This window comes from Arcanobacterium pluranimalium (assembly GCF_016907845.1).
GTDB classification, from domain to species: Bacteria; Actinomycetota; Actinomycetes; order Actinomycetales; family Actinomycetaceae; genus Arcanobacterium_A; species Arcanobacterium_A pluranimalium.
Window position 1 is genome coordinate 374,779 of record NZ_JAFBCS010000001.1, and the last position, 25,111, is coordinate 399,889.

A 25,111-nucleotide genomic window follows, 5' to 3' on the forward strand; every position below is an offset into this window, starting at 1 on the left:
ATCAAAGTATCATGTATTTATTTCTCACGCGTTGACCTGGTGTTTTGCTGTGAAGCTTAGAAAAATTGTGGCCGCAAGACCTAGTCCAAGAAACACCAGTGAAGCTATGAGGGAGTGCACGGTGCCGTCTGTGAACAGTGTGGCAGTGGCTCGAGTGAAGTCCACACCGATCGAATGTGCCAGGATCGAGCCGGCCAAGGCGCTTCCGATGGCGCTTCCGATTTGGCGCACTGTGCTTTGAGTTGCCGACGCCGATCCAGAATGTGCGCTCGGAACGTCACCTAGCACAGTGGATGTGAGTTGCGCAGATGCCAGGCCAAGCCCCAGGCCATAAATTGCCAAAGTGGTCGCGATGCCCTTCGCAGACGGCGAGTTTTCCAAAAACATCACCGTTAAACCAACCCCTACCAGCTCGAGCACCAAACCTAAGATGACGACGTTCAGCGCGCTGATTTTCGCGGCGAGTTGGCGTGCCATTGCACCCGCCAAAAATGCACCGCCAGCCATTGCTGCCAGCACCCACCCGGATTCGAGCGCGTCAAGGTGTAGCACCGACACCAAGAACAGCGGAATCACAAAAACCAGCACAAATTCCCCGATCGAAATCATCGCTGCGGCTGTGTTGCCAGCATTAAAACTTGTAAATCTAAACAGCGAGATATTGAGTAAGGCGCTGCGTGAGTTTCGAGTGCGTTGCGCTTCCCACCAGAGGAAGACGACGATAAACAGCGTGCCAATTATGAGCGCCAGTGGAGCCGGTGAAATGCTCCACGACCAGGTGTATGACCCAATTTTGAACACTTGCTTGATACCCCACCAACCGAGGGAATTTCCTTCAATCAGGCCAAATATCACAAGGCCAAAGCCCAATGCGCTGGTGACAAAACCGACTATATCGAAACCGTCATTCACTTCCCCACGAGTATTGCGAATCGTGAACATACCAAGCGTGACAACCACTACGCTGATGGGAATATTGACGATGAAGATCCAACGCCATGAGTACGATGTGGTGAGCCATCCGCCAAGAAGTGGTCCGATAGCTGCCGCGCCAGACATCACTGCACCCCAAATACCAAATGCAGCGGCTCGATCTTTGCCCCGGAAAATCGCATTGACGGTGGAAAGCGAGCTAGGAAGCACCATCGCGCCGCCGATACCTTGAAGTGCGCGAGCCGCAATAAGAGTTCCAGTGCCTTGTGCTAACGCCGCCATGAGGGAGCTAGCTGCGAAGACGACGGTGCCGAGGAGAAAAACTCGCTGGCGGCCACCGGCGTCGGCAATTCTTCCGACGGCGAGGAGGAAAGCGGCGAATACGACGGAGTAAAGGGAATTTACCCACTGCGCGTCGGTGAGGTTGAGATGGAGGTCTTTAATGATCGAGGGGAGGGCGACGCCGACGATCGTTCCATCCAGGACGATCATGCCGAGCCCAATGGCAAGTATGGCCAGGCCAAACCAGTCTTTACGGGTGGCTGATGTAGAAATCTTTTCGTTCATAAAAGTAACTTTCACAGTTCATATATCTTTTTGCGACACCGTGTCGCTTACAAGAAAATACTGCGCCACAAGTAGTGGTTTGTCAAGATAGAGACACAGTGTCTCTAAAATGTGCTGAGAATCCTAAATTTCTAAAATAACCCAGCTAGAACCGCATCCACGCGTCACTGTGCACGCGATAAAGCATCGTCAATCCACGCACAGCCATGAAAAGTAGCGCATAGCCACTCCAGAGAATCAGCATGCCCACAGTGCCCCACTGTGCACCCCACACCACGATAACCAGCGGAATCGGAGCGAAAGCGACGAGAGCCATCAGCATATACTTCGCCAGTTTGCGGGTATCACCTGCACCAATAAGCACCCCGTCGAGCATATAGGCTAGCGCCGCCACTGGAAGTGACGCAGAAGTCAACCATAGGGTTTGAGTAGAAAGCTGGCGCACGGCGTCGTCGTGAGAAATAACCTGGGCGATCAGCGAGGAAACCACTGCAAGGGCAATACCAAGGCCTACGCCAACTCGCACGCCCCACACCAAACATCGACGCAACACGGCGTCGACGCGCTCGCGATCTTTCGAACCGAGACTCTGACCCACCAAAATCTGGGCCGCAGTAGCCAAAGAATCAAGTCCGTAAGCAGCAAAATTCCATACCGTCATGACGATTTGGTTCGAGGCCAAGGCCACAGTTCCGAGCGTCGTGGCACCCGCGATTTGCAACAGTATCGCCCCACGCAAAGACGCCGTTCGCACGATTAATGGCAGTGCTTCGCGTAAGGAGCGTAAGACGCCGGTGCCAGTGGGTTTAAGGCCGACGTGAAGCGCCATTGTGCGTCGATACAAGACGAAGCACAGATAAAAGGCCATCAAAGATTGGGCGATGGCTGTACCAAGACCAGCCCCTCCCACACCGAGTTGGAAAACGTAGATGAACAGGTAATTTAAGGGAATGTTTAGGATTGCACCGACTGTAGTGGCATACAGGGGAGTTTTTGCGTCTGCAAAGCCGCGTAATGTGCCAGTGGCTGCCAAAACGAGCAACATTCCCGGCAAGCCGAGTGCGCTAAAGCGAGTGTAACGGACAGCTTCGCCGAGCACGTCTGCGCTCGGGTGGAAAAGTGCCAAGATTGAGGACGCACCACAAAATAGCAGTACTCCAAGCAGAAATCCCAAACCGGCGGCCAGCCACAGACTGTCGATACCCAAACGTAAACCTTCTGCCGGTTTATCGGCTCCCACCATGCGTGCGGTTGCAGCAGTAGTGGCGTAGGCGAGGAAAACACACAGGCCAACTAGCGCGGTAAGTACCGTAGAGGCAAGTGAAAGACCAGCTAGTGGGTTAGTTCCAAGTCTGCCAACCATGGTGGAATCGGCCGCGATCAAAAGTGGCTCGGCAAGTAGCGTGGCAAGAGATGGTAGAGCCAGCTTGAAGATGGTCGAATCGATGTTTTTGTAAGGTTTGGGCATTGAGAACTTAAGTAGACGTGTGCTTGGGTTCAAAGCAGGTATGGATAAACGGGCTTATAAGAACTTGTAGTAAGCAAAAACTATACAAACGATGATCCAGAAAAAGACGCTAAAGCCGCCGCCGCCTTCCTCTTTTTTACCTTTTTTTGAATTTTGGCCGGGCTTTTTCTTGGGATTCTTTCCGGCGTTTTGTTGCCTTTTCTCATCGGCGTCTTGAATAGCACCGATAAGGCCGCCGGAGAAATAGCTTCCTTTGCTGAGCTGGGCACGGATATCGGCAACCGAAACTTTCTGGGATTCGCTCTGGGTGGTGTGAGATTCTTGCTGTGCAAAGCGTGAGTCTTGAGCATGAGAGCTTTGGCCATGTGAACGAGGATTAGATTTGGCCGACTTGCGAGCATACTTATTCTTTTGCTTGTTCAATTCACCAGCTAAAAAAGGAGAGCTGAGATCTTCGGTGCGGCGCGCAGCGCTGCGGTAACGTTGAGTTCCCAACCATGCTGACCCTGATGTGTTGTCAGAATAGAATGCTGGACTCATGGAATGCTCCTTGGGTGAGAAGTTCTACCTCGTACGTTATCAAAGAATGACGAAAAGAATCGTAATCCGATGCCAATATTATATAGGTGAAAGTGCAATAGGAAACGATTTTTTGGTGAATTTTGGGCGGGAAAGTTTGGGAAGAAAAGTGACGAAAATGATTTGTAGATTTTGTTGTTCACTGTTCTTTTGTGGCACAGCTATGAAGTAGTTACTTTAAGTTTTCTTGCAGTTTCAAAATTGATGTGAAGAGAAATTTTCAAAAAGATATCCACTGCTGTGGAGAAAATTGGGGACGAAAACAAGCCGTTTTCCATAAACAATCCACAAGTGTGAAAAGAAAATTAGAACTTGTGGAGAAAAGGGGTGTGTCCTCCACGGTTTATCCACGATTTCCACGGCGTGTATCCACAAAATTTCTTAAAGAATCCACAGGTGGATAAAAAGTTGATTTGACAAATGTGGATTCAATCCACCTTTTCCACTAGCTGCTGTATCGATAAATATGCGTCATTATGCAATGAGGTTGAGATGTGACGTTGGGGTTTTGCGCAAAAATTGCCGTAAATAAACCGTGTCTACATTATGTGTTATTCAACTGCTACTGAACATGGAAAATTGCCGATGGTGTGGTCTAGGCACGGTGCGATTCCTCAATAAGTAGGGCATACTTGATACGTTGAGGAGGAATATATGTCTAACGTTTCTACGCATGGTTTTGATCGTGTGCCACCCCAAAATATTGCTGCTGAAGAATCTGTGCTGGGTGGCATGCTGCTCAGCAAGGACGCGATCGCAGACGTCGTGGAAATCCTCAACGTTCAAGATTTTTATAAGCCGCAGCACGCCCGCATTTATGAGGTAATTCTTGATCTTTTTGCGCGTGGTGAGCCAGCCGATGCAATTACAGTTGGAAATGAACTGCAGCGTTCCGGTGATCTAGACCGAATCGGCGGATTCTCTTTCCTGCACACGCTGGTACTTTCGGTTCCAACCGCCGCAAATGCTGCCTACTACGCCAATATAGTCAAAGATCAAGCTAAACTGCGTGCGTTGGTAGAGGCGGGCACGCGCATTGTGCAGCTTGGTTACAATACCGACGGCGGAGACGTGCAGGGTCTGCTCGATATGGCACAGGCAGAAATGTTTGCCATAACGGAATCACACGTCAAAAATGATTATGCCGATTTGCATGAAATTGTGCCCTCGGTTTTAGAAGAAATCGAAAAGAATGCGGCACGCGATGGTCAGTTAGCTGGCCTTGAGACTGGATTTACTGATCTGGACAATGTTTTATCAGGTTTGCGACCTGGGCAGATGATTATTGTGGCTGCCCGACCAGGTATGGGTAAATCCACCTTGGCGATGGATTTTTGCCGTACTGCCGCAATTAAGAATGGGCGTCCAGTCGCTTTCTTCTCGTTGGAAATGAACCGCACCGAATTGGTGATGCGTGCTTTAGCGGCAGAATCAGATATTTTTCTCAACAACCTCATCAAAGGCGATCTCAAGCAAGACCAGTGGCAGCGGATTCTTGAAACGTGTGAGCGGCTCGATAAAGCCCCACTCATCGTTGACGACTCGCCAAATCTGACCATGACGGAGATTCGAGCCAAAGCGCGCCGTCTGCGTCAACAAAATCAGATCGAACTGATCGTTATCGACTATCTTCAGCTGCTGACCTCAGGTGGGCGTACGCCTGAATCGCGTCAACAGGAAGTTTCGGAGTTTTCACGCTCTATCAAGCTGCTCGCCAAGGAACTCGATATTCCTATCATTGCGGTTGCGCAGCTCAACCGAAACCCGGAGCAGCGTGCCGATAAGAAACCGCAAGTGGCCGACTTGCGTGAGTCTGGTTCGCTTGAGCAGGACGCCGACGTCATCCTGCTCATCCATAGGAAAGACGACGACGGCTCACCGGACATGCCGCCGTCGGAAATTATCATCGGCAAGCATCGTGCTGGACCTACAGGCTCGGTGGAACTTATGTTTCAAGGTAACCGCGCCCGGTTCTCCAACTTTGGTGGCAGCGGAGATTATTAAAATATCAACTAAAAAATCATACCTGAGTATGATGCCCGAACTTAGGTTCACCATACATAATAGAAGTATCTACTTATTCGATAACGCCTAACGAATAATCGTTTACTACAGGTTCCCTAAGCCTGTGGGAGTAGATTTATTTGCCCAGTGTGCTGTTTTCCTTCCAGCACACTGGGCAAATTCAGTTCTTGTGTTAACGCAGAAGATATATCGCTTCTGGAACCCAGTTCGAAAGCCAGGCAGTGCAGATATCCCTAAACACCAATTTCTTTCATAAGCCGCTTGAAGAACATCGCCTGATAGTTGAGGTTCTCGATCCACATTTTCTGAGCCATTTCCGTAGCGCATTTTTGGTCACGGCAGGTGTGCAGCGTGTCTACATAATTCATAATCCACTCACGCTGCGAATCCTTGTCCATGCCCAAGAAATCGACGTAATGCAACGTATCGCAAATGCGATATGTGGAATAGCGGTCGATATTATCGCAATCCCCGATAGACTGCGCGAGCACACTCGGCTCGTGCGCAAACACGAGATAGGGCTTTCCAGCAGCGTTCGTGCCAGTGCCTTCGGCGTCAGTGCGGGCATTCCAGTAGTTATCAGTGTGCATGGCAATACCCTGGGCGAGATCCGCGCAAATCTCACTCGGCAACTCAGCCTCACAAAGCAGATCAAAAGCAAGCAAAGCCCCGGCTCTACCGTGGTCGACCGGATCCTCAGCATCCCACTTGCCAATGTCGTGAATAAGGCAGCCCAGCTCTAAAAGCTCAGCATCCATACCCTCAACTTCAGCAACTAAACGTCCAATTTTCGCAACGCGTTCACAGTGCTCAATGCGGTATCTTTTGGCTCGCTCAGTAGGGAGTTTTGCCTGAAGAAGATGCGAAACTAGCGCTTCGTGCAAAAACGCACGCAGCTCAGCGAAAGTATCAAATTTTCCGTAAGTATCCATCAGGCGGAATAGGCTCCTTGCCATACAGTGTCGAATGGAGTATGTGCGCTCACACGTGCATCAATACCTTTCGTCACCATTTCTTTTGCAATGCGAACTGCATCGTGAATATTTGTGCCTTTGGCGAGTTCAGCAGTAATTGCAGCTGCGAGTGTGCAACCCGCTCCAGAAACTCGCTCATTGCCGATCTTTGGCGTGCGGTAAGCAGTTGCTTGCTCACCGTCCCACAGAACGTCAACGGCGTCGTCGCCTGGGAAATCAATACCGCCCTTAACCACAACGTAACGTGGGCCAAGTGCGGAAATACGACGTGCGGCTTCTTCAAGATCCTCAACAGTGTTAAGAGAATCCATGCCGGCAAGTGTGCATGCCTCAAAATAGTTAGGAGTTGCCACAGTGGCAAGCGGAAGAATGAGCTCGCGCAGGGCGTTGTCGGTGTCCAGTGCGTGACCCGGTTCCTGACCCTTGCAAATCAACACTGGATCGAGCACAATATTACGCCATTCTTGCTGGCGCAAACTCTCGGCAACAGCCTTGATCGTCTCAGGATGCCCCAACATGCCGATCTTTACCGTATCGAGATCCTGTGCCTTAGTAGCGGCTTCGATCTGATCACGAATCACCTGCGGATCGACAGGCACAAAACGGTGCGCCCAATTATTCTTCGGATCGAAGGAAACGATGCAGGTTAGAGCACCCATTCCGTAGGTTCCGAGCTCGTGGAAGGTCTTGAGGTCAACCTGAAAACCGGCACCGCCGGTAGCTTCAGAGCCCGCGATTGTGTATGCGAACGTGACCATAATTCCGCCACTCCTCTCTCAGTTAGGAATCAGGTTCATCTCGTCGGGGTGTTTACCCGTTCGGCCAGCTTCACCTTTATCTAACGCGTCGATAGCTTCCATATCGGCTTCGCTCAGTGAAATGTTCGCAGATTCGAAGTTCTCGCGCTGGCGTTCCACTGAACTTGCCTTCGGAATCGCTATATTACCGTGTTGGAGGTGCCAAGCGAGAATTACCTGCGCAGGCGAGGCGCCGATGCGGGTGGCGATCTCCGCGATTGTAGGATCTTCGAATTGGCGTCCGCGACCAAGCGGAGACCACGCCGTGATAGCAATTCCTTGGTTGCGGCAAAACTCTGCTGTTGCCTTGTTCAAAAGATAAGGATGCAGCTCAATCTGGTTGGTGGCAGGCACGATCGTCGCCTCACGCAAGATCGGCACCAAGTGATGCGGCTCGAAATTGGATACGCCAATAGCGCGAGCGCGCTTGTCGATTGCGAACTCTTCCATCACCTTGTATGTTGTGACGAAATCGCCATCGTAGAGCTTCGGCAATGGCCAGTGCATGAGGAACATATCTACGTAATCTGTGCCGAGCTTCTCAAGCGACTCATCAAAGGTGCGCCGAGCGTCGTCGGGAAGATGATTTCCATTGTTGAGCTTGGTGGTCAGGAAGATTTCCTCGCGCGGAATTCCTGATTCTTTGATCGCCAAACCGACTTCACGCTCGTTGCCGTACATCTGAGCAGTGTCGATATGGCGATAGCCGATTTTCAGCGCCTCAAGCACCACTTCAGTGGCAATATCTGGGGTGAGCTTATAAGTGCCAAAGCCGAGCTGTGGCATGAATTTTCCGGTATTGAGCTTCGTTGCTGTAATTTGCGTCATGAAACTATTGTGCCCAATTTTTCTACTAAGGTGTTAGGCGTGAACGAAAATTGGAATAACCCTATTTATGACCTGCCAGGTCCAGTTCGGAGCGTGCCTTTCACCACGGGGCACGAATACCTCGATTCCTTTTGTTTCGTATACGTTATTGACGACGCCGGAGCCATTAGTCACGCATGGATCGCTCCTGCCGAACGCGTGCCACAGGTTGCGACGACGGGTGGACACGTGCAGGTTACGGCGGCAAATGCGCAACTCAACACGACGGCAACCGGAACGCAACTAAACGTTCCTGCGGGGGATGCGCAAGCGCCCGTCGTCGCCGACGCTGTGCAGCGCATTGAGACTGCTATCGCTGCTTGGGGACGACGCGATGCAACAGCTTTCGATCACATCAAGCTCGCTCCTGCCCATACCGCATTTGCGGCGCGCGCTCGGGAAGCAATGTGCGCTATTCCGTTTGGAAAAATGGCAACATACGGTGATTTAGCTGCTGAGATAGGTAATCCGCGCGCAAGCCGTGCCGTGGGGACTGCGTGTGCACAGAATCCGATTCCGCTTATCGTGCCGTGCCACAGAGTAATTCCGCAGCGCACAGCCCAAGCTATGCAAGCACGAGCGAAACTGCGGGCAAAAAGTGCCATTAGCACAGATACTAGCCGTCTAGACGTGGGAAATTACGCCATCGGTGCGGAGTTGAAATACGCGTTGTTGGAATTCGAAGGTGCCCTATATTAAGCCCGGTAGTCAGGTATTAAGCCCACTATCTGCGAATTGCTTCTAGCAATCCCTCAACGATCTGATCGGACGACGTACGCAGAGCGTCATGGTGGAATTCCTCGGAGATGATCGGGATCAGCCCCTTGATTGCCTGCGCAGTTTCCATAGAAATATCAAAAGGCACAAACATATCCGGGCGGTAAATCCACGCAGCAGCTTTAACAGTATTGCGGGCAAGCACGTCCGCATCGTGCAGAGGTGGGAAATCTTCGCGCTGGGCGAGGAGTTCGACGGCGGGTGCGAGCGCTCGTAATGCAGGATCTTCGCGTCCTTGCCACGCGAACACATGTTCCCCTGAAAAACGGAAGCCAAAACCGGCAGCGCGCATGCGTTCTTCCAGTTCACGCTCGCCTTGTGAGCCTTCCGAGAGCTGAGGAATGCTGAACTGTGGAAGAGTCTGGCGTACTCGATCGGCGGCCCAAGCTGTAGCACCTGAACTTTCTTGCGCGTAAATCGACTCATGCAAAGCCCAGTACAAGGGCATACCCGTATAGCTGAGCTGGGAACTCATTGCCGCCAAGAAGCGCTCACTGAGCCTTTGTACGCCGTCGATCTCCACAAAAGGATCTTCGAGAAGGAAGTGGATCGTTTCAAGACCATCTGATACGCCAAGCGAAATTCCCAGCATCCTAAACCGTGCTGGGGTTAGCCGCTCACCTGTGGGCAAGTACTCGTCCACATCGGCCAAGTGCCGCACGATTCGCCAACACATTTCTTCATCTTGTGGATAACGCTCGAAAAACTCGCGATTGCGCTCCTCAGTGCGTTGCCACGTGCGCTCATAAACATCGGTTGCGGGCCGTGAGAGCGAGGGCAAACCAGCCGTAATCATGGCTTCGCGCAAACCGTGCGGTGCTCGCGAAAGATACGTTGTGACGCAAAATCCGCCAAATGATTGCCCCAGCGCACTCCATGGCTCCTCGCCTTGCAACGCGATACGCAGGGCTTCGGCGTCGTCCACGATCGAATCGGCTCGGAAGCACGAAAGATACGCTGCTTGCAGTGAAGCATCACCGACGGCGGTAACGCGAGTTGCGTCAAGCGCATGAGACAGCCCGTTGCCACGATCGTCCAAGAGTACGATGCGGTAATCCTTGAGTAGCTTCTCCATCCAGCCATTCACTGAGGTAGGACGCGGCGCGGCAAAGCCTGGTCCACCTTGGAAGTAGACGAGTCGTGGAAGCTCCTCGCCGCCAGCGCGCACAAATTCTCGAGCGAAAATCTCAATCGTTTTCGGAAGATTTTCCTGTTCAACACCGGTGAGTAGGTGGCCACTGTGGTCGAGTGGCACCTGCAAACGGTGTTCGAACGTGCGGTATCCAGGATAAAAAACTTCGCGAGTGTTGAGCATATTGACCGCGGTAGTGACCAAGGCAGGCTCCTGTTCAGGTGCTCGTAGTTTCGGACTCGGTTGCTTGTTGTTTTGGACTCAGTTGTTCACTGCTTCGGGTTCGGCAGGCGTATCTTCCATGCGCAGGCGCGGAGTGCTCTTCCACTGCGGGTTAATTCCCTCTTTATCAGCATAAAATGCGCGGATCGCTTCCATATCTGCATGAACATCACCTGTAAGATCTAATGCGTGTGCCCATCCGTAGGTTTTGGTGGTTTTGTCGATATAGCCGAGCACTACAGGGATATTGGCTTGGCGGGCAATGTGGTAGAAACCAGACTTCCAAAATTCGCGCGGTGAGCGCGTGCCTTTTGGTGCGATAACCAGCAAAAATTCATCTGACTCCACCGCTTGCTGTGCAATTTGTTCCACTAGGCCATGAGCGGAGCTGCGGTCTACTGAAATTCCGCCCACTTTGCGAATGATAGGGCCAAATGGCGATTTCATTGCCGAATCTTTGACGAGGAACTTAAATGCGCGCTTGGCGTCCCAAAAGGCCACAGCCATGAGAATGCCGTCCCAGTACGAAGTGTGTGGGGCGCCGATTACGATAGCTTTCTTCGGAAGTGGCTGGTAGTCGAGCTTGAGACGGGAGAATTTTTGGAAGGTATGAGAGATGAATGTAGTAACTGACATGGGGTTACGCAGCCTTTTCACGTTTGAGTTCTGAATTTACAATTTGGTTGAAGGTTTCAAAAGGAATGCCGCCTGGCACGTATTGGTAGCCAATGAGGAAGGCCGGAGTGCCGTTGATCCCCAGTTGGCGGCCGTTTTCTAGCTCTTTGCGCACTGCTTCAACTGTTTGCGGCGAGGTCAGATCAGCCCGGAACTTCTCGACGTCTTTGATCCCCACGGTTTTTGCGAGGTCAGTAAGACCATCGGCAGTGTACGTGACGGATTTCGTGGCAAGACCTTCATAAAGAGCATCGTGGTACTGCCAAAACATTCCTTGGTTTGCTGCTGCTTGTGCTGCCTGAGCTGCTAACACAGATTCTTCGCCGAGAACAGGGAGGCTGTTAAATTCGTACCGAATTGTGCCGTCGTCAATCATCTTCTTTAACTTCGGTTCCACGTTCAACGAGAAGTTTGCGCAGTGTCCGCAGCGGAAATCCGCGTAAATCTCGACTACTAGCCGTGCGTTGACCTTGCCTTTCGCGCGTGGATCGTCAGGGTTCAGGCGGTGTTGAGAATCGATAATTTTGCGAATGTTATCCGGCACTTCTTTCGGTGCTGCATTAGCTGCCTCGCCGTTGCCAGCGCTTCCGTGCTCAGACTGCGCAGAACCTTGCCGATCTGGGCGGGTAGAATCCGGTGCCTGTGCGGACTTGCTGGTCTGAGACGAACTCTTCGCGGCGTCGTCGGACGTGTGGCGGGTGACGAGCAGCGCCACGAGCACTCCGATCATGGCGAGGAGTGCGACGACGGCGATCACCAGCGCCTTATTAACGCCCTGCTTGCGTGGAACTTGCGTTACGCCCAGTTCTTTCGGCTGTTCATAGCCGATTGAATCAGCGTTGTGTGGCCTATTTAGATCGTCAAGATTACTCATAACATCCTCATTGAGAAACAGAAACTGCGGCTAAAGCTACCTCTAGCCTAAAGCAGGAAACCGAAACTTGGGGAGTTCGGCTCGAGTTTTTCGGTGTGAATTGCCGAAGCATCCATGCGTTTTAGCAGGGAATCTAGGTTATTTGGATCGTCAATTTCGATTCCCACGAGCGCCGGCCCTGTTTCCCGATTGTTCTTTTTGGTGTATTCAAACAAGATGATGTCTTCGCCGTCGGAGAGAACTTCGTCGAGGAAGAGACGCAAAGCTCCTGGCTGTTGGGGGAAAGTGACCAAAAAGTAGTGGCGTAAGCCCTCGTGGATCATCGAGCGTTCCACGATATCGTCGTAGCGAAGTACGTCGTTATTCCCGCCGGAAATCACGAAAGCGATTGGGCCAGGTGGAAGCTGCTCCAAATCCAAGTAGCCACGCAGTGCCGCTACAGAGAGCGCCCCAGACGGCTCGGTAATAATTCCCTCAACCTGGTATAAATCAAGCATTTCGGAACTGATAGCTCCTTCGGGAACTGTTACAACAGCGTCGCAAAACTGGCGCGCCATCTCAAACGTGATATTTCCGGCGCGAGCTACCGCTGTGCCGTCCGCAAAGGAGTCAACCTCAGTGAGAGTGACCGGCTCACCTGCTTCGATAGCCGCTTTCATCGACGCTGCGCCACTTGGCTCCACGCCAATTACCTTCACATCAGGATGAAACTGTTTGACCCAGGCGAGCGTGCCGGCAAGCAGGCCGCCGCCACCGATTGGTACCACGACGCTCGTGGGAGTTTCCGATGCCTGCTCAAAGATTTCTTTCACGACCGTGCCCTGACCTGCGATTGTGCGCACGTCGTCGAAAGGATGAACGTACACGCCACCGTGTTCAACAGCGAATTCGGTAGCGTGGCGAGCACACTCATCAAACGTAGTTCCGTATTCGATGAGGTCAATCCACTCGCCGCCAATGTCGCGAATCCGGTGACGCTTCTGGCGAGGGGTGGTGGTGGGGATGAAAATTGTGCCCTTGATATGGAGAGTATTGCAGGCAAACGCTACGCCTTGCGCGTGATTACCTGCCGATGCGCACACAACTCCGCGTGCGGCGTCGGCCTTATCTAGCGAGGAAATGAAATTGAAAGCGCCACGCACTTTATACGAGCGCCCGACTTGGATGTCTTCGCGCTTGAGGTAAACCGTGCGCTGGGCGAGCGTGCTCAGGCGCGGCGAGACTTCCAGCGGGGTGTGACGGATGGTGTTTCCCAGCGTTTGAGCTGCGAGGACGACGTCGGTGCCGGTGGGAAGTCGGGGCGTATCTGTCGCGTTTGGGGCAGGGTTGCGATACGTGGGCAGGTTACTCATACATGTAATGCTAGCTTTCATCTATTATTTGAGCATGAGTATTCCATTTTCGCAGGCCGATGACCGTGACTTCCCTTTTGAATTTGAGAGGAAGTTTTTTGTTGATGAGATTCCGGTCGACGCGCTGGAACACGGTTCAGAGCAGATTATTGTGCAAGCTTATGCGTTTGCGGAGGCAGGCTATGCCATTCGAGTGCGAATCACGTTCCGTGGCGTCGAGATTGAGTTTCCGAAATTTGACGATCGTACCGATCATGTTGGCACCTATGAGCGGCGGGTACTAGCTGCTCTGATGAAGCAAGACGATATTGAAGCCCACGCTGCGGCGACGATGGGCGTCAAGTCGCCGTCGGTCAATGGTGAGAGGTATGAACTCGAAACGGAAATTGCGCTGGACGTGGCAGTGCAAATCCTGCAGCACTCGGCAAATCTGATCCTCAAACGACGCTACTCCATCTGGTATGGCGAAGATGGGTGGGAATTTGATTGCTTCGCTGGTCAAAACCAAGGGCTGATCGTGGCTGAATGTGAGCGGCTTACGCCGGTTGTTGACCTGGAGATTCCAAAATTTTGCGTCACTGAGGTGACCGGCGACCCGCGGTTTACGAATGACTCGCTATCGAAAGAGCCGTGGACGCAGTGGGATACGATATATAGAACGGAGCTTGCAGCGAGGGGGCCATACTTCTTGAATCTGCGAAGTGAAAAATAGGTGCAAATTGAGGTATTTCTCCTGAAAACGTGAGAAATTCCGAAATGTAAGAAAATCTAGGCATTTGGGAAATTTTCATGATAGCGTTGTGCTATAGAAAGCTTTGCGCCGCAGTGATGTGAGCGCAGGCGAAGGAGATTCTCTTTCCAACTGAGGTGAGCGGGAGGTCTGCAGAATCCTTCGTTATTATCTGGCTGGTGCAGAATTTTGCTGTGTTCTGCACCAGCCAGTTTCTTTTGCCTTGATGGCGGTGTGCTTGTGTGCTTATAGGTGTTTGTGTGGCGGCAGGGGCTTGTGTGGAGTGTTTGCTTGCTCCGTGGCGAGTGCTTGCTCAGGAGTGGGGCGCCTTATTGGACTTATTGGATCCCACCGAGTTTTGGGGTGCTTTTGGCAACATCTCGATATATGTGGAGATGTTGCCAAAAGCACCCCAATTTTCGTCGTATTTCGATGTAAGAACCCCTAAAACACTCAATTCTGGGCGGTGTTTCACGCCTTGTGCCCTACCATGTTTCATCTTATCTCTCAAAATTTGTGATATAAATCCTCAATTTTGAGTAAGAAGTTGTTAAGGAAACGTCTTTTTAAAAGAATGGCACTATGGACAATATCGATAGTGATAGACAGACAGATACCAAGGTAGTTCAAGAATCAGCATCGGCAATGGAAGCGCTGATGTCGGTTGAACGAGAAATTAGGGAAGCTGATCTTGCCGAAAAACCAATCGAGCTTGCCTCTGAAAACGACGATGCGCGAATTACATGGTCAGTAGTGATTCCCGCCGTCATCCTCGCGCTCGCGGTCGTAGCCTGGGGACTCGGAGCCCCGACGAGCTTCGGCAATGTAGCATCGGGCGCATTTAGCTGGGTGCTTGAAAATCTCGGGTGGGCATTCGTGCTCGCATCCACCATATTCGTCATCTTCGTTTTGGTAATCGCCGGAAGCAAATTTGGCACGATTCGTCTTGGCGCAGCCGATGAACAGCCAGAATTCTCCAATGGATCGTGGATAGCCATGATGTTTGCCGCCGGCATGGGAATCGGCTTGATGTTCTACGGCGCGTCCGAGCCGCTTGCTTTTTATCGCGACGGCGTGCCTGGTCACCAACCGAACGAGGTAGGAACGGCGATGGCCACCGCTATGTTCCATTGGACGCTCCATCCGTGGGCAATGTACGCGATTGTTGGCTTAGCTATTGGCTATTCGACGTATCGCCTCGGCCGTAAACAGCTCATTTCCTCAGCTTTCACTCCGCTCATCGGGGAGAAGAACGCCGATGGTGTGTTGGGAAAATCCATTGATGCTTTGGCTATTTTTGCAACAGTCTTCGGTACCGCATGTTCGCTCGGTCTAGGTGCCCTGCAAATTAAAGCTGGATTAGAGGCAGCAGGCTTTGTAGAAAAAGCTGGTACCGGGCTGGTGGTGAGTATTGTGGCCGTGCTGACCTTAGCTTTTCTTCTCTCGGCAATGTCCGGCGTTGGCGCTGGTATTCGCATTCTTTCGAACATCAACATGGTGTTGGCTGCGATCCTCGCGATATTCGTGTTCATTCTCGGTCCAACGATTGTGCAGCTCAATCTACTTCCCGGCTCAATCGGAGCGTATATTTCCAACTTCTTCGAAATGGCTGGAAGAACAGCTGCGGCCGCTGATGGTACCGCCGGTGGCTGGCTTTCGTCGTGGACTATCTTTTACTGGGCTTGGTGGATTTCATGGTCGCCATTTGTAGGAATGTTTATTGCCCGCATTTCGCGTGGACGCACGATTCGTGAATTCTGCATGGGTGTATTGCTTGTACCAACCGGGCTGTCGACGATTTGGTTCGCAATTTTTGGTGGCAGTGCTATCTATATGGAGCAGACAGGTCAGTCGATATATGGTGATGGAAATGCACAGGGTCAGCTCTTCAATTTGCTGCACAGTCTCCCGGGAGGCTTTTTCTTCGGAATTGTGGCAGTGTTGCTGCTCAGCACGTTCTTTATTACCTCTGCTGATTCCGCTTCGACCGTGATGGGATCGCTTTCGCAAGGTGGGCGTGTGAACGCATCACCGTGGCTATCGGGAATATGGGGATTGGTGACGGCGCTTATTGGTCTTACTCTGCTTATCTCTGGTGGTGACTCGGCATTGAACAATATTCAGAGCGTCACTATTGTTGCCGCTACACCATTCCTTTTTATTGTGTTTGCTCTGATGTTTGCGCTCGTCAAAGATTTGCGAAATGACGTTATCTATCTTGATCAACGTGAGCAGGAACGATTTAGCAGGGATCTTGCTATTGCCCGCAGAATTCACCGGGAGAAAGAAGAGTTAGCAAAGCTCAAACGCCATGCCCGACCTCGTCGGTCTCGCAAAAGCACGCAGGGACGCTCACATAAATAAGCATAAATAAGACCTGCGTTAAATAATTTTGGGGCGTTTTTGGCAACATCTCGATATATATCGACTAGTTGCCAAAAACGCCCCAAAATCTCTATACATCAGATTGATGTTGAGATGCGCCCAAGCATATGCAACCGCTCCTCATTGCTCGGACCAGGAAGAATAGTGATCTTCGCACCGAGGTAAGCCACATTGCTTGCCATCGCCTTATGCGCTGTTTCAGCCACGATTTGCGGCGTGAGCAGCGACTGTGGAACGAATTCTTGCAAACCAACATGGGCATCTTCCCAAGCCGGCCCCCATGCATTTTCGCTATTGTGTGCGCCTGAGAAGATCACACCTTCCAAAACCCCAGCTCGTCCAGCCATATCGACGTGCTCAAGCGGAAGATCAGCTCCTTGACCCTCAATCGCAGATCGTCCCCAGTTGATCGAAACGCCGACTTTACCGTCGAACTTTCGTGCTGCAGCGATTTCGTCGCACAATTCCAAGAAACCCTTGCTAATCACCCGATCAGTGGAGAAAGAATCACAATGCTCAATTGTGAGTTTTGCGCTGTCTATATCCCATTCGAGCAGCTCTTCAAGGGATCGAATCAGGCTATGCACATCACCACGACCGCGTGGCGCAGTGTGTAGGGCAAGGTGGGTGAAGAACTGCCGACCAAGCCGATCGTTGATGTCTTTCATCGCATCTGTAGCGTTCTTGAGGAATGAAAGCGCCGCAGCTCTACCGGCGTCATCCATCGAAGAAATGCCCCACGACGAATCGTTGACAAAGCTCATCGTGCCTGGAATGGGCGTAAGGACGTTCGTTGTGAACGACGAGCCGAGCTGCTGGGCGAACCATTGCGGATCGTCCTGTAACCCGGTTGCCATGTAAGGGATTTCGAGACCCGATACCCAAGGGGCGTCGTTGAGTAACCGATAAAAATCTTCTTGCGCTGCGCGTTCCTGCGGCTTAGAGGCGTAAGCGCCGATAATAAAAGGTACGTTCATTTTTCCAAGGCTACACCCAAATTTTTCGGTAACCTGTCTGAAAAGTCCCAGTAACCTGCGATAAGCTACATTCATGGAGAATCTTGGAGTATCAGCAATTCACCCCCCGGCACCAGAAGTGCTATCTGCAGTGGCGCTTTTTTCAGCGCCAATCGACATCGACGCTGCGCTGGCGCGGCTCAAAGAGTTGTGGTCAATGGAGATTGAGCCGCAGTGGCAGCATGTTGACGCTGATCCAAGTAATCCAAAATTGGTGCCAGGAGATCTCGTGCACTTCACTGACCAAGGGGTTCAGGTGATGCTCTCGCCGTTGAACTATCCATTGGATTTCGACGGCGGGGCGCTTCCGCAGCATGTGTTCCACGTTCCGGTTACGCTGTATGCTCCGGCAGAAGATGCCGCTCATGGAGTTCTCGCAGGTGAGCGCACCAATTCTCTGGAGGCTCCTGAGCTCAAGCGCCGCAAACGTATGGTCTCGGCGCATATTTTGCTCACTCAGGTGATGGATGCTTTGATGCGGGAAGACGCCGCGGTGGGAGTTTTCCGCGCAGAGCTGGGTATCGTGCAGCCGCCGCAGATGGTGGTGACGATGGCTGAGCAGCTCACGCGTGGTGAGGCGCCGCTGCCGTTGTGGGTTAATATTCGTACTGTGAAGCCAGATTTGACGGTGGGGCGCACGTTGGGTTTGCCGCTTTTTGGGCACCTTGACCTCGAGATTCGCGAGTCGGTGAAAGCGGAAGATGACGTCTACTCGATGCTCGCCAGCATTGCTAACTACATCATTACCGGTGATACTTACTTGCTTCCTGGGCAGACTTTGGGCAGCTCAGATGGGGAGAAGCTGGCAATCACCCAAGATCTTTCTCCTTTTGATAAGAGTCCGGTTATCAGGGTGATGTACAGCTGATATAAGAGTTAAGGTTGCGCAGCGTCGCTGCTAATTCACGTAATATGTGTGCGTCCCTAGTCAAAATCAATAATTTTTGTTAGATATTGTTGAAGTTTTGATACGATTACGTTCGGAGTTCGAGCGATTGGCTCCACAAAAGCGCAAGACGACGGCGATGTTCCTGGTAGCGAGAGTGCTCACGGGAGCTTTGTTGTAGCGTTAGTGTGCTTTTGCGCCTTGGTGGTGGCAGTGCCAGGCGAACCAGTTGAATATCCGCGTGGCGGCGCGTGCCTGCGCTTGCTGGCTAAAGCGAAGATTCGTGTGGACTTTTCCCATAATTTCGCTCAGCTCGCTCAGATTGCTTACTTGCCGAGTTCCGCTCGTTCATGCTCGTGACGTGGATAAGTCTTTGTTCACCTTGCTTAGGCATAGCTTCCACGGAGGGATTGTTGTGGTAAATACAGATTCACACGCAAGTAATGGCGTGGTAAAAAAGCGCGCGATGTTCGATATTTTTGCAGTCTGTTTTGTTGCGTTTTTGCTGTTGTCGAATATTGGCGCTACTAAATTGATCGAAGCTGGACCGTTGATTTTCGACGGCGGTGCTATTCTGTTCCCGCTCACATACGTGATTGGCGATGTGCTTTCGGAAGTTTATGGTTTCCGGTTGGCGCGCCGCGCGATTGTGATGGGTTTTGTGCTCTCGATTGTGGCGTCTGTGGTGTTTTGGCTGATTATTTTGGCACCACCTGCTGCCGATTATCAAGATCAGCAGGCTTTCCAAACGGTGCTCGGCGTGGTGCCGCGCTTCGTTATTGCTTCTTTGGCTGGTTATTTGGTTGGACAGTTGCTGAACTCGTGGGTGTTGGTGAGGATTAAAGAGCGCTGGGGCGAAAATAATCTGTGGTTCCGTCTGATTGGTTCGACGGTGGTGGGTGAGTTCGCCGATACCGCGATTTTCTGCGTGATTGCCTGGATTGACGTGATGAACTGGGGTGTTATTTTGAACCTGATGTTCGTTGGCTATATTTATAAGGTTGGGGTTGAAGTGGTGCTTCTACCGGTCACTTACACGGTGGTTGGTTGGGTGAAGCGCCACGAGGTCACGTACCACTGAGATTTTCTGCCACGTTTACAAGAAAAGATTGATTTATGACCTTCGAGATTCAGCAGCGTCTAGAGACTTCCGCAGGTAAAGCGTTTGGCCGCACCGGCGTCATTCACACTCCGCATGGAGACATCCAAACTCCTGCATTTATTCCGGTTGGTACGAAAGCTACTGTGAAGGCTGTTTTGCCGGATTTGATAAAGGCGGTGGGTGCGCAAGCTGTGCTCGCTAATGCCTATCATCTGTATCTGCAGCCAGGATCTGACGTGCTCGATGAGGCGGGTGGCCTCGCAGCTTTCATGAATTGGGGCGGGCCTACCTATACGGATTCGGGCGGTTTCCAGGTGATGAGCTTGGGTTCTGGTTTCAAGAAAGTGCTTTCGCAGGAGTTTTCAGGTAAGACGGTTGCCGACGACGCTGTGGCGGGTAATCGTGAGCGTTTGGCTAATGTGGACGACGACGGCGTATGGTTTCGTTCGCATCTGAACGGCACGAAGCACCGATTTACGCCCGAGATTTCGATGCGTATTCAGCATGAATTGGGTGCAGATATTATTTTTGCATTTGATGAGCTTACGACTTTGTTGAACTCGCGTGACTACCAGGAAGAGTCGTTGGAGCGCACGCGTTTGTGGGCACAACGCTGTTTGCGTGCCCACAAGCAGCTCACTCAGGAGCGAGAAGGAAAACCTTATCAGCAGCTCTTTGGAGTAATTCAAGGCGCACAGTACGAGGATTTGCGCCGAAAAGCTGCGCGCGATCTTGGTTCGATGGATGTCGATGGGCAGCGTTTTGATGGTTTTGGTATTGGTGGCGCCTTGGAGAAAGAAAATCTCGGCACGATTGTCGGTTGGGTGTGCGAGGAGCTGCCAGAGGATCGTGCCCGCCACCTTTTGGGTATTTCTGAACCAGATGATTTCTTCCGTGCGATTGAAAACGGTGCGGATACGTTCGATTGCGTGAATCCCTCGCGAGTGGCTCGAAATGCGGCGATTTACTCACCTGATGGACGTTTTAATATCACTCGTGCGCAGTTCAAGCGTGATTTTTCGCCAGTCGTGGAGGGATGTGAGTGCTATACGTGTACTCATTATTCAAAAGCATATCTACACCATACGTTTAAGGCGAAAGAAATGATTTCTTCTACTTTGGCCACAATTCATAATGAATATTTCACGGTGAAGCTCGTTGATGATATTCGCAAGTCTATTAACGAAGGCTATTACGAGGATTTCAAGGAGCAGACGCTTGGTCGGTTCTACTCAAAGCCCTAGTGGTGGATATTTATACAGTCAAGTAAATATCTGGCCAAAGGATATGCTTATCACCTAATACTTGGTTGTGGCGGTGGTTACTTTTGCTGGTGGGGGCGTCCATAAAATGGACGCCCCCACCAGTTTGGTCACTCCTCTCATACGGTAGGTATGTATTCATGCATCACCACACATAGATATTAGGAGTTCTCCTATGAATGCAGCTGCCTCACCGGAACCAAGCATTTTCAAGCGAATGATAAGGACCCTGCTCTTTTGGGTCGTCTTAGCCATCGTTGTTGGCGCATTGCTCGGCCAATTTTTGCCTGCATGGTCAATCGTTCCTTTCGCAACATTCAACGATTTATTCGGAAAGTTCCTCGCTTTCGTTGTTCCACTGATCATCGTAGGACTCGTGACTCCAGCAATTTTCGAGCTGGGAAAATCAGGCGGGAAATGGCTGCTGGTCACGGTAGGCATCGCCTATGGTTCAACGATGGTCGCAGGATTTGGCACGTGGGGACTCGCTGCGCTTATTTTCCCAAGCCTGCTCGCTAATCAAGCAGTGCCAGACCTCGCCGAGCCAAAGAACGCCGTCGAATCGCTAATGGATCCATCATTCACACTACCTCCGGTTTTTGGTGTGATGACGGCGCTCATCCTCGCCTTTATTTTAGGTATTGGCATGGTCTCAACTCGCGCTCATCGCATGATGGAGATTTTTGTGGAATTCCGCAGCTTGATGATGCGCCTTATTTTGAAAGCCATCGTTCCACTGCTACCTTTACATATTTTTGGAATCTTCTTAAATATGTCGAAATCAGGGCAATTCGTGCACGTCATCGTGGCTATGGCGAAAGTTATCGTTTTCGCTTTTGTGCTCACAGTGGTGATAATGCTACTCCAGTACGCGGTGGCTGGAGCTGTTGCGAAACGCAATCCGCTCAAAGCCTTGTGGGGCATGCGTGACGCTTACTTCACGGCGTTGGGTACGGCGTCGTCGGCTGCAACTATTCCCGTAACGGTGCGATGCACCCGCGCAAATGGGGTGAGCCACGAAATTTCCGACTTCGTCATTCCACTGTGCGCCACGATTCATTTGGCTGGGTCCACCATTAAAATCACTGCGTTTGCGCTGGCTTTGCAGTACATGATGGGCATGACGCCCAATCCATCAAGTATGGCGGGATTCATCTTGATGCTCGGCGTGATTATGGTGGCGGCACCAGGCGTGCCTGGAGGTGCTATTACAGCAGCTCAGGGTGTATTGCAAGGTATGCTTGCTTTCACTGATCCGATGTATGCCATTATGGTTGCGATGTATGTTGCTGTTGATTCTTTCGGCACGGCTACGAATGTGACGGGAGACGGCGCAATTGCGATTATCGTCGATAAGCTCGCAACTGGAACGCTGGGCGCTGAAAAAGAGAGCGCACTTGACGCAGCAGAGGAAATCACTGCTGGGCGTGCTTAGAATTCACGGTCGGCAGATTCGCGCAATTTATCGAGCTGTTCGGCTGAGGGGAAACCTTTGACGAACCAGCGTGGCGGCCAGGCGTTTTCGTCTCGTTCAAAGCCCTCGGGCCATACCTCGCGGGCGATATGCGCCCTGATCGGCAGATTTACACCCTGATCCGTTTCCCACGGGTGCGGCGAGGGTGCCCGCTTGAAAATGATGTAATCAGTGTTAGGAATAGAACCATAGCGGTCGATGTCAGACCATTCAGTGGTGGAAACGCGCTCGTTATTGCGCAGACGGCGAGAAGAAAAGTCTTTCAGCGCGCCAAACTCTCCCCACGTGCTCATCTCTTTTACTTGTGCCGCATAGATAGATTCGCGGAATTGGTTCCGTAGTGTGCCAAGCACTTCGGCTAATTCTGACCCAGGAAATGGCACCCACTCGCGCCAACCGTCGGCAGCTACAGTATGGGGGAGCGGATAGACGGCTTCGTTGGAATCGCGTTGAGCAAGAAGAACTTTGAAAAAATCCGCCAAATGAGGGTCTTCAGAAAACACCACGAATAATTTTGTGCGCGAAGCTGGCACAAACAAAGGAATATCATCGGAAAACTGAGCAGAAACCTGCTCGGCTACCTGCTGCATCATGTCAAGATCGCAAAACCACGAGAGTTCGTAATTTGCTGGCTGCAAGAATGTGAGAACCCGAGCGCCCATGATATCAAGCATGCCGATTTCGACGGTGTGCTGCACCGATCCAGTCATGCGACGCAAAGTGAACACTGACTCGGCGAGAATTTCACCAACTTCGCGCGCGTCGTCTTCAATTTGTGAGTAGTAAACCGGTTGGATAGTTTGCGGTAAATCGTAGGCGATACCTGCGGCAATAAAGTCTGTGAGTGGTAGGTACACCATCGAATCCGCTTCTTGGTGAGAGCGTAAATAATAATCAGCGGCGCGCACAATAGGCACGATAGGTGCGTCAATGTCTCCAGTAGTGAAATCGGGCAGTTCAGTGCCGTGGGCAGGATCAAGACCAAGATCGCGAATTTCTGAATTTTGGATTGGTGCAGACGGTGGCTGTGATGCTAAATCTGCCTCTAAGTCTTTCTCCGCTGTAGGGTGTTCGGCCTGCGCAATACCGATAGAGATGAGTTTGTTGAGGATTTCGGTGCGGTGATCTTCTGGAGCGTTCTCGTTGAGCAACGCACCAGGGCGAAAACGAAAAGCGCGGCCGTCCGGCAAAAGGATATCGAGCGAAGCGTCATCCGAGGTGACGAGTGCGTCCTTGAGTTCTGGGTGTGCAATAGCTGTTTGGAGAGCCCACGTCATAAAATCCATGATCTTATTTTTGCAGGTTTTTCGAAGAATGGGGAGTCGGTTTATGTGCAGAATTTATGTGTGAAAATATCTTTTCAAAAACATGTAGTACCACGGTCAAATTTATGATTTATTGAATATGATGTGCTGCGCGTGAAATATCAAGTATGAGTTAGGTATGAGATTGACCCAGCGGTTATTTCTCTAGGTAAATCTCAAGTAGAATAAAAAGAGCTATATTGCGTTCACAAAATCGCGAGATTGAGAGGAGAGAACAGGCACATGCCCTCAATTTCTGCACCCACGGTCAAAGAGCATCATCGAATTATGTTCGACAAGCTCGTGGATGCGGCTGAAGAAATCTTGCGCAAGCGTGGACCGGAGGAACTCACTGCTGGAGCCGTGGCTAAAGCAGCAGGAATTGCCCGAAACTCAATTTATCGTTACGTCTCTTCAGTTGATGACTTGCGCATTTTAGTGCTCGAACGCTACTTGCCGCAGTGGCAAAAAGCAGTGGATAACGCTATTGATCGCAACGCCGCTCCCCAGCAGCAAATCCTCGCACTCGCCGTCGTTAGCTTGGAGCTCGCACAGAGCACCGGGCACTCGTGGCTCATCTCGGTAATGAAATCAGCTCGCTCAGCTCGCCCGGCGAATGAGCAGGATATCCCAGAAAAACACTCTGAATATCACTCGGATAGTGTGGCGGATTTCCACATCGAATTTGCGCGGCGGGTCACTTTATTGTGGACGAAAGTTGATCCGCAGACCGCGTCTCTCCATTCGCGAATCAACCGAGCCTTAATTGATGTGGGAATGAAATCTCTGGACGCAGGAGAGTCCTTTGAAAAAGTTAAACGTTCTGTTTTAGCAGGCATTTCAGGATTATTTACCGCCGTATCAAATACGGATGCGAGCACCAACCCAAATGCCGTGCCAGATGAGGACGCTAGCGCCACGTCATAAGCGATACTGGCACCCCGCCACGATGCAAGCGCCGCGCTGGACGCAAGATGTGATCCCGGCGTCTTCCTTGGCGCATTCTAACGTCTCGTTCGCACTCGTACAGTGATATCCGTAGAATTTCTCCTATGACCCTTCCTCAGAAAACTTTACTCTTTGACCTGTATGGCCTCTTCATGCGCACCCAGAGCGAGGCCGATAAACAGGCCATTGAACGCGCAGCTCAACTCGAGCAATTGGCGGTAGAACCAGCAAAATTTTGGCAAGCATACCGCGATCAACGCGATCCACTCGACGCTGGTCGGATGAACTTTGCACAGTACGTGGCTGCCATCGGCGAACGCCTAGGAGTGGATTTTCCGAGCTGGGAAGCAATTTTTGAGGCTGACTGCCAATCGTGGAGTTTTCACGACGACGCTATGGTTCAGTGGCTCTACGCCCTGAAAGAGGGAGTGAAAACGGGTGAGCACAATCTACGAATCGCACTCCTATCTAATATTCCCGCAGCTCTGCTGGCAAAAATTCGGGAAGAAAAACCGTGGTTGCGCGAATTTGACCCGGCATTTTTCTCCTGTGGTTTGGGAATTGCCAAGCCGCAAGAGAAAATATTTACCTACGCGGTGAAAGTTCTTGAAACCACACCTGAGCGCGTGCTTTTCCTTGACGACACCAAAGTAAATATCGATGCTGCCCGGAGAATCGGTTTAAACACTCACCATTTCACAGATATTAGCGGTGCTCAGAGCGCAGTTGCTGAATTTATGAAAGTGTGAAGATAGGTGACTC

The 25,111-nt window shown here is 51.4% G+C and carries 23 protein-coding genes; 11 read left to right on the forward strand and 12 right to left on the reverse strand.

Going from position 1 to position 25,111, the window contains the following annotated elements:
• Nucleotides 1-24 precede the first annotated feature (24 nt).
• The 3 genes from JOD55_RS01525 to JOD55_RS01535 all read right to left on the reverse strand — a co-directional run bounded on the left by JOD55_RS01525 (nucleotide 25) and on the right by JOD55_RS01535 (nucleotide 3,508).
• Nucleotides 25-1,500: a DHA2 family efflux MFS transporter permease subunit gene (locus tag JOD55_RS01525; protein WP_204398024.1), complete on the reverse strand. Its 1,476-nt coding sequence runs from the start codon at nucleotides 1,498-1,500 to the stop codon at nucleotides 25-27.
• 145 nt (nucleotides 1,501-1,645) lie between these two features.
• On the reverse strand, nucleotides 1,646-2,968 hold the full coding sequence (locus JOD55_RS01530; RefSeq protein WP_204398025.1) for an MATE family efflux transporter: 1,323 nt from the start codon (nucleotides 2,966-2,968) through the stop codon (nucleotides 1,646-1,648).
• A 54-nt stretch (nucleotides 2,969-3,022) separates the two neighbouring features.
• Nucleotides 3,023-3,508 (reverse strand): hypothetical protein, encoded by a 486-nt coding sequence (locus JOD55_RS01535; RefSeq protein WP_204398026.1) that lies wholly within the window; start codon nucleotides 3,506-3,508, stop codon nucleotides 3,023-3,025.
• A gap of 693 nt (nucleotides 3,509-4,201) precedes the next feature.
• On the opposite strand from JOD55_RS01535, the gene dnaB reads away from it, so the two are divergent.
• Nucleotides 4,202-5,551: a replicative DNA helicase gene (gene dnaB, locus JOD55_RS01540; RefSeq protein ID WP_204398027.1), complete on the forward strand. Its 1,350-nt coding sequence runs from the start codon at nucleotides 4,202-4,204 to the stop codon at nucleotides 5,549-5,551.
• A gap of 254 nt (nucleotides 5,552-5,805) precedes the next feature.
• On the opposite strand, the gene JOD55_RS01545 is transcribed toward dnaB, so the two are convergent.
• Genes JOD55_RS01545 through JOD55_RS01555 form a run of 3 tightly spaced genes read right to left on the reverse strand, consistent with a single transcriptional unit; the run spans nucleotide 5,806 to nucleotide 8,171 of the window.
• Nucleotides 5,806-6,504, reverse strand: coding sequence for an HD domain-containing protein (locus JOD55_RS01545; protein WP_204398028.1), 699 nt, complete (start codon nucleotides 6,502-6,504; stop codon nucleotides 5,806-5,808).
• The gene (gene thiD / locus JOD55_RS01550; RefSeq protein ID WP_204398031.1) at nucleotides 6,504-7,304 is read right to left on the reverse strand and encodes a bifunctional hydroxymethylpyrimidine kinase/phosphomethylpyrimidine kinase; all 801 of its coding nucleotides are present in this window, start codon (nucleotides 7,302-7,304) and stop codon (nucleotides 6,504-6,506) included. The genes JOD55_RS01545 and thiD overlap by 1 nt, the downstream gene beginning before the upstream one ends.
• A gap of 18 nt (nucleotides 7,305-7,322) precedes the next feature.
• Nucleotides 7,323-8,171, reverse strand: a complete 849-nt coding sequence (locus tag JOD55_RS01555; protein ID WP_204398033.1) for an aldo/keto reductase — start codon at nucleotides 8,169-8,171, stop codon at nucleotides 7,323-7,325.
• 39 nt (nucleotides 8,172-8,210) lie between these two features.
• On the opposite strand from JOD55_RS01555, the gene JOD55_RS01560 reads away from it, so the two are divergent.
• Nucleotides 8,211-8,909 (forward strand): methylated-DNA--[protein]-cysteine S-methyltransferase, encoded by a 699-nt coding sequence (locus JOD55_RS01560; RefSeq protein WP_204398035.1) that lies wholly within the window; start codon nucleotides 8,211-8,213, stop codon nucleotides 8,907-8,909.
• Between the two features lie 25 nt (nucleotides 8,910-8,934).
• On the opposite strand, the gene JOD55_RS01565 is transcribed toward JOD55_RS01560, so the two are convergent.
• The 4 genes from JOD55_RS01565 to ilvA are packed head-to-tail and all read right to left on the reverse strand — an operon-like array spanning nucleotide 8,935 to nucleotide 13,242.
• Nucleotides 8,935-10,323 (reverse strand): alpha/beta fold hydrolase, encoded by a 1,389-nt coding sequence (locus JOD55_RS01565; RefSeq protein WP_239538932.1) that lies wholly within the window; start codon nucleotides 10,321-10,323, stop codon nucleotides 8,935-8,937.
• 57 nt (nucleotides 10,324-10,380) lie between these two features.
• Complete coding sequence (locus JOD55_RS01570; protein WP_204398042.1) at nucleotides 10,381-10,977, reverse strand: 1-acyl-sn-glycerol-3-phosphate acyltransferase; 597 nt, start codon at nucleotides 10,975-10,977, stop codon at nucleotides 10,381-10,383.
• A 4-nt stretch (nucleotides 10,978-10,981) separates the two neighbouring features.
• Nucleotides 10,982-11,890: a DsbA family protein gene (locus JOD55_RS01575; protein WP_204398050.1), complete on the reverse strand. Its 909-nt coding sequence runs from the start codon at nucleotides 11,888-11,890 to the stop codon at nucleotides 10,982-10,984.
• A gap of 47 nt (nucleotides 11,891-11,937) precedes the next feature.
• Nucleotides 11,938-13,242, reverse strand: a complete 1,305-nt coding sequence (ilvA, locus tag JOD55_RS01580) for a threonine ammonia-lyase IlvA (RefSeq protein ID WP_204398058.1) — start codon at nucleotides 13,240-13,242, stop codon at nucleotides 11,938-11,940.
• A 34-nt stretch (nucleotides 13,243-13,276) separates the two neighbouring features.
• On the opposite strand from ilvA, the gene JOD55_RS01585 reads away from it, so the two are divergent.
• Nucleotides 13,277-13,954 carry a CYTH domain-containing protein gene (locus tag JOD55_RS01585; protein WP_204398060.1) on the forward strand — a complete coding sequence of 226 codons (678 nt, stop codon included), beginning with the start codon at nucleotides 13,277-13,279 and terminating at the stop codon, nucleotides 13,952-13,954.
• A gap of 600 nt (nucleotides 13,955-14,554) precedes the next feature.
• Nucleotides 14,555-16,336 carry a BCCT family transporter gene (locus tag JOD55_RS01590; protein ID WP_204398062.1) on the forward strand — a complete coding sequence of 594 codons (1,782 nt, stop codon included), beginning with the start codon at nucleotides 14,555-14,557 and terminating at the stop codon, nucleotides 16,334-16,336.
• 98 nt (nucleotides 16,337-16,434) lie between these two features.
• On the opposite strand, the gene JOD55_RS01595 is transcribed toward JOD55_RS01590, so the two are convergent.
• Nucleotides 16,435-17,334 carry a DUF4862 family protein gene (locus tag JOD55_RS01595; RefSeq protein ID WP_204398064.1) on the reverse strand — a complete coding sequence of 300 codons (900 nt, stop codon included), beginning with the start codon at nucleotides 17,332-17,334 and terminating at the stop codon, nucleotides 16,435-16,437.
• Between the two features lie 73 nt (nucleotides 17,335-17,407).
• On the opposite strand from JOD55_RS01595, the gene JOD55_RS01600 reads away from it, so the two are divergent.
• The 5 genes from JOD55_RS01600 (at nucleotide 17,408) to JOD55_RS01620 (ending at nucleotide 22,058) form a co-directional block, all read left to right on the forward strand.
• A complete protein-coding gene (locus JOD55_RS01600; RefSeq protein WP_204398066.1) occupies nucleotides 17,408-18,241 on the forward strand; it encodes a DUF4261 domain-containing protein in 834 nt (277 codons plus the stop codon).
• 231 nt (nucleotides 18,242-18,472) lie between these two features.
• Entirely contained in the window at nucleotides 18,473-18,619 is a 147-nt protein-coding gene (locus JOD55_RS01605; RefSeq protein WP_204398068.1) for a hypothetical protein, read from the forward strand.
• A 106-nt stretch (nucleotides 18,620-18,725) separates the two neighbouring features.
• A complete protein-coding gene (locus JOD55_RS01610; protein ID WP_204399670.1) occupies nucleotides 18,726-19,340 on the forward strand; it encodes a queuosine precursor transporter in 615 nt (204 codons plus the stop codon).
• Nucleotides 19,341-19,375: 35 nt separating this feature from the next.
• The gene (tgt, locus tag JOD55_RS01615; protein ID WP_204398069.1) at nucleotides 19,376-20,605 is read left to right on the forward strand and encodes a tRNA guanosine(34) transglycosylase Tgt; all 1,230 of its coding nucleotides are present in this window, start codon (nucleotides 19,376-19,378) and stop codon (nucleotides 20,603-20,605) included.
• Nucleotides 20,606-20,798: 193 nt separating this feature from the next.
• Nucleotides 20,799-22,058: a dicarboxylate/amino acid:cation symporter gene (locus tag JOD55_RS01620; protein WP_204398070.1), complete on the forward strand. Its 1,260-nt coding sequence runs from the start codon at nucleotides 20,799-20,801 to the stop codon at nucleotides 22,056-22,058.
• Here the strand turns inward: JOD55_RS01620 and JOD55_RS01625 are convergent.
• Nucleotides 22,055-23,383, reverse strand: coding sequence for a DUF1444 domain-containing protein (locus JOD55_RS01625; protein ID WP_204398071.1), 1,329 nt, complete (start codon nucleotides 23,381-23,383; stop codon nucleotides 22,055-22,057). The genes JOD55_RS01620 and JOD55_RS01625 overlap by 4 nt on opposite strands.
• Nucleotides 23,384-23,644: 261 nt before the next feature.
• Between JOD55_RS01625 and JOD55_RS01630 the strand changes: the two genes are divergently transcribed.
• Both JOD55_RS01630 and JOD55_RS01635 read left to right on the forward strand, forming a co-directional pair.
• A complete protein-coding gene (locus JOD55_RS01630; RefSeq protein ID WP_204398072.1) occupies nucleotides 23,645-24,328 on the forward strand; it encodes a TetR/AcrR family transcriptional regulator in 684 nt (227 codons plus the stop codon).
• Nucleotides 24,329-24,453: 125 nt separating this feature from the next.
• Nucleotides 24,454-25,098 carry an HAD-IA family hydrolase gene (locus JOD55_RS01635; protein WP_204398073.1) on the forward strand — a complete coding sequence of 215 codons (645 nt, stop codon included), beginning with the start codon at nucleotides 24,454-24,456 and terminating at the stop codon, nucleotides 25,096-25,098.
• Nucleotides 25,099-25,111 lie beyond the last annotated feature (13 nt).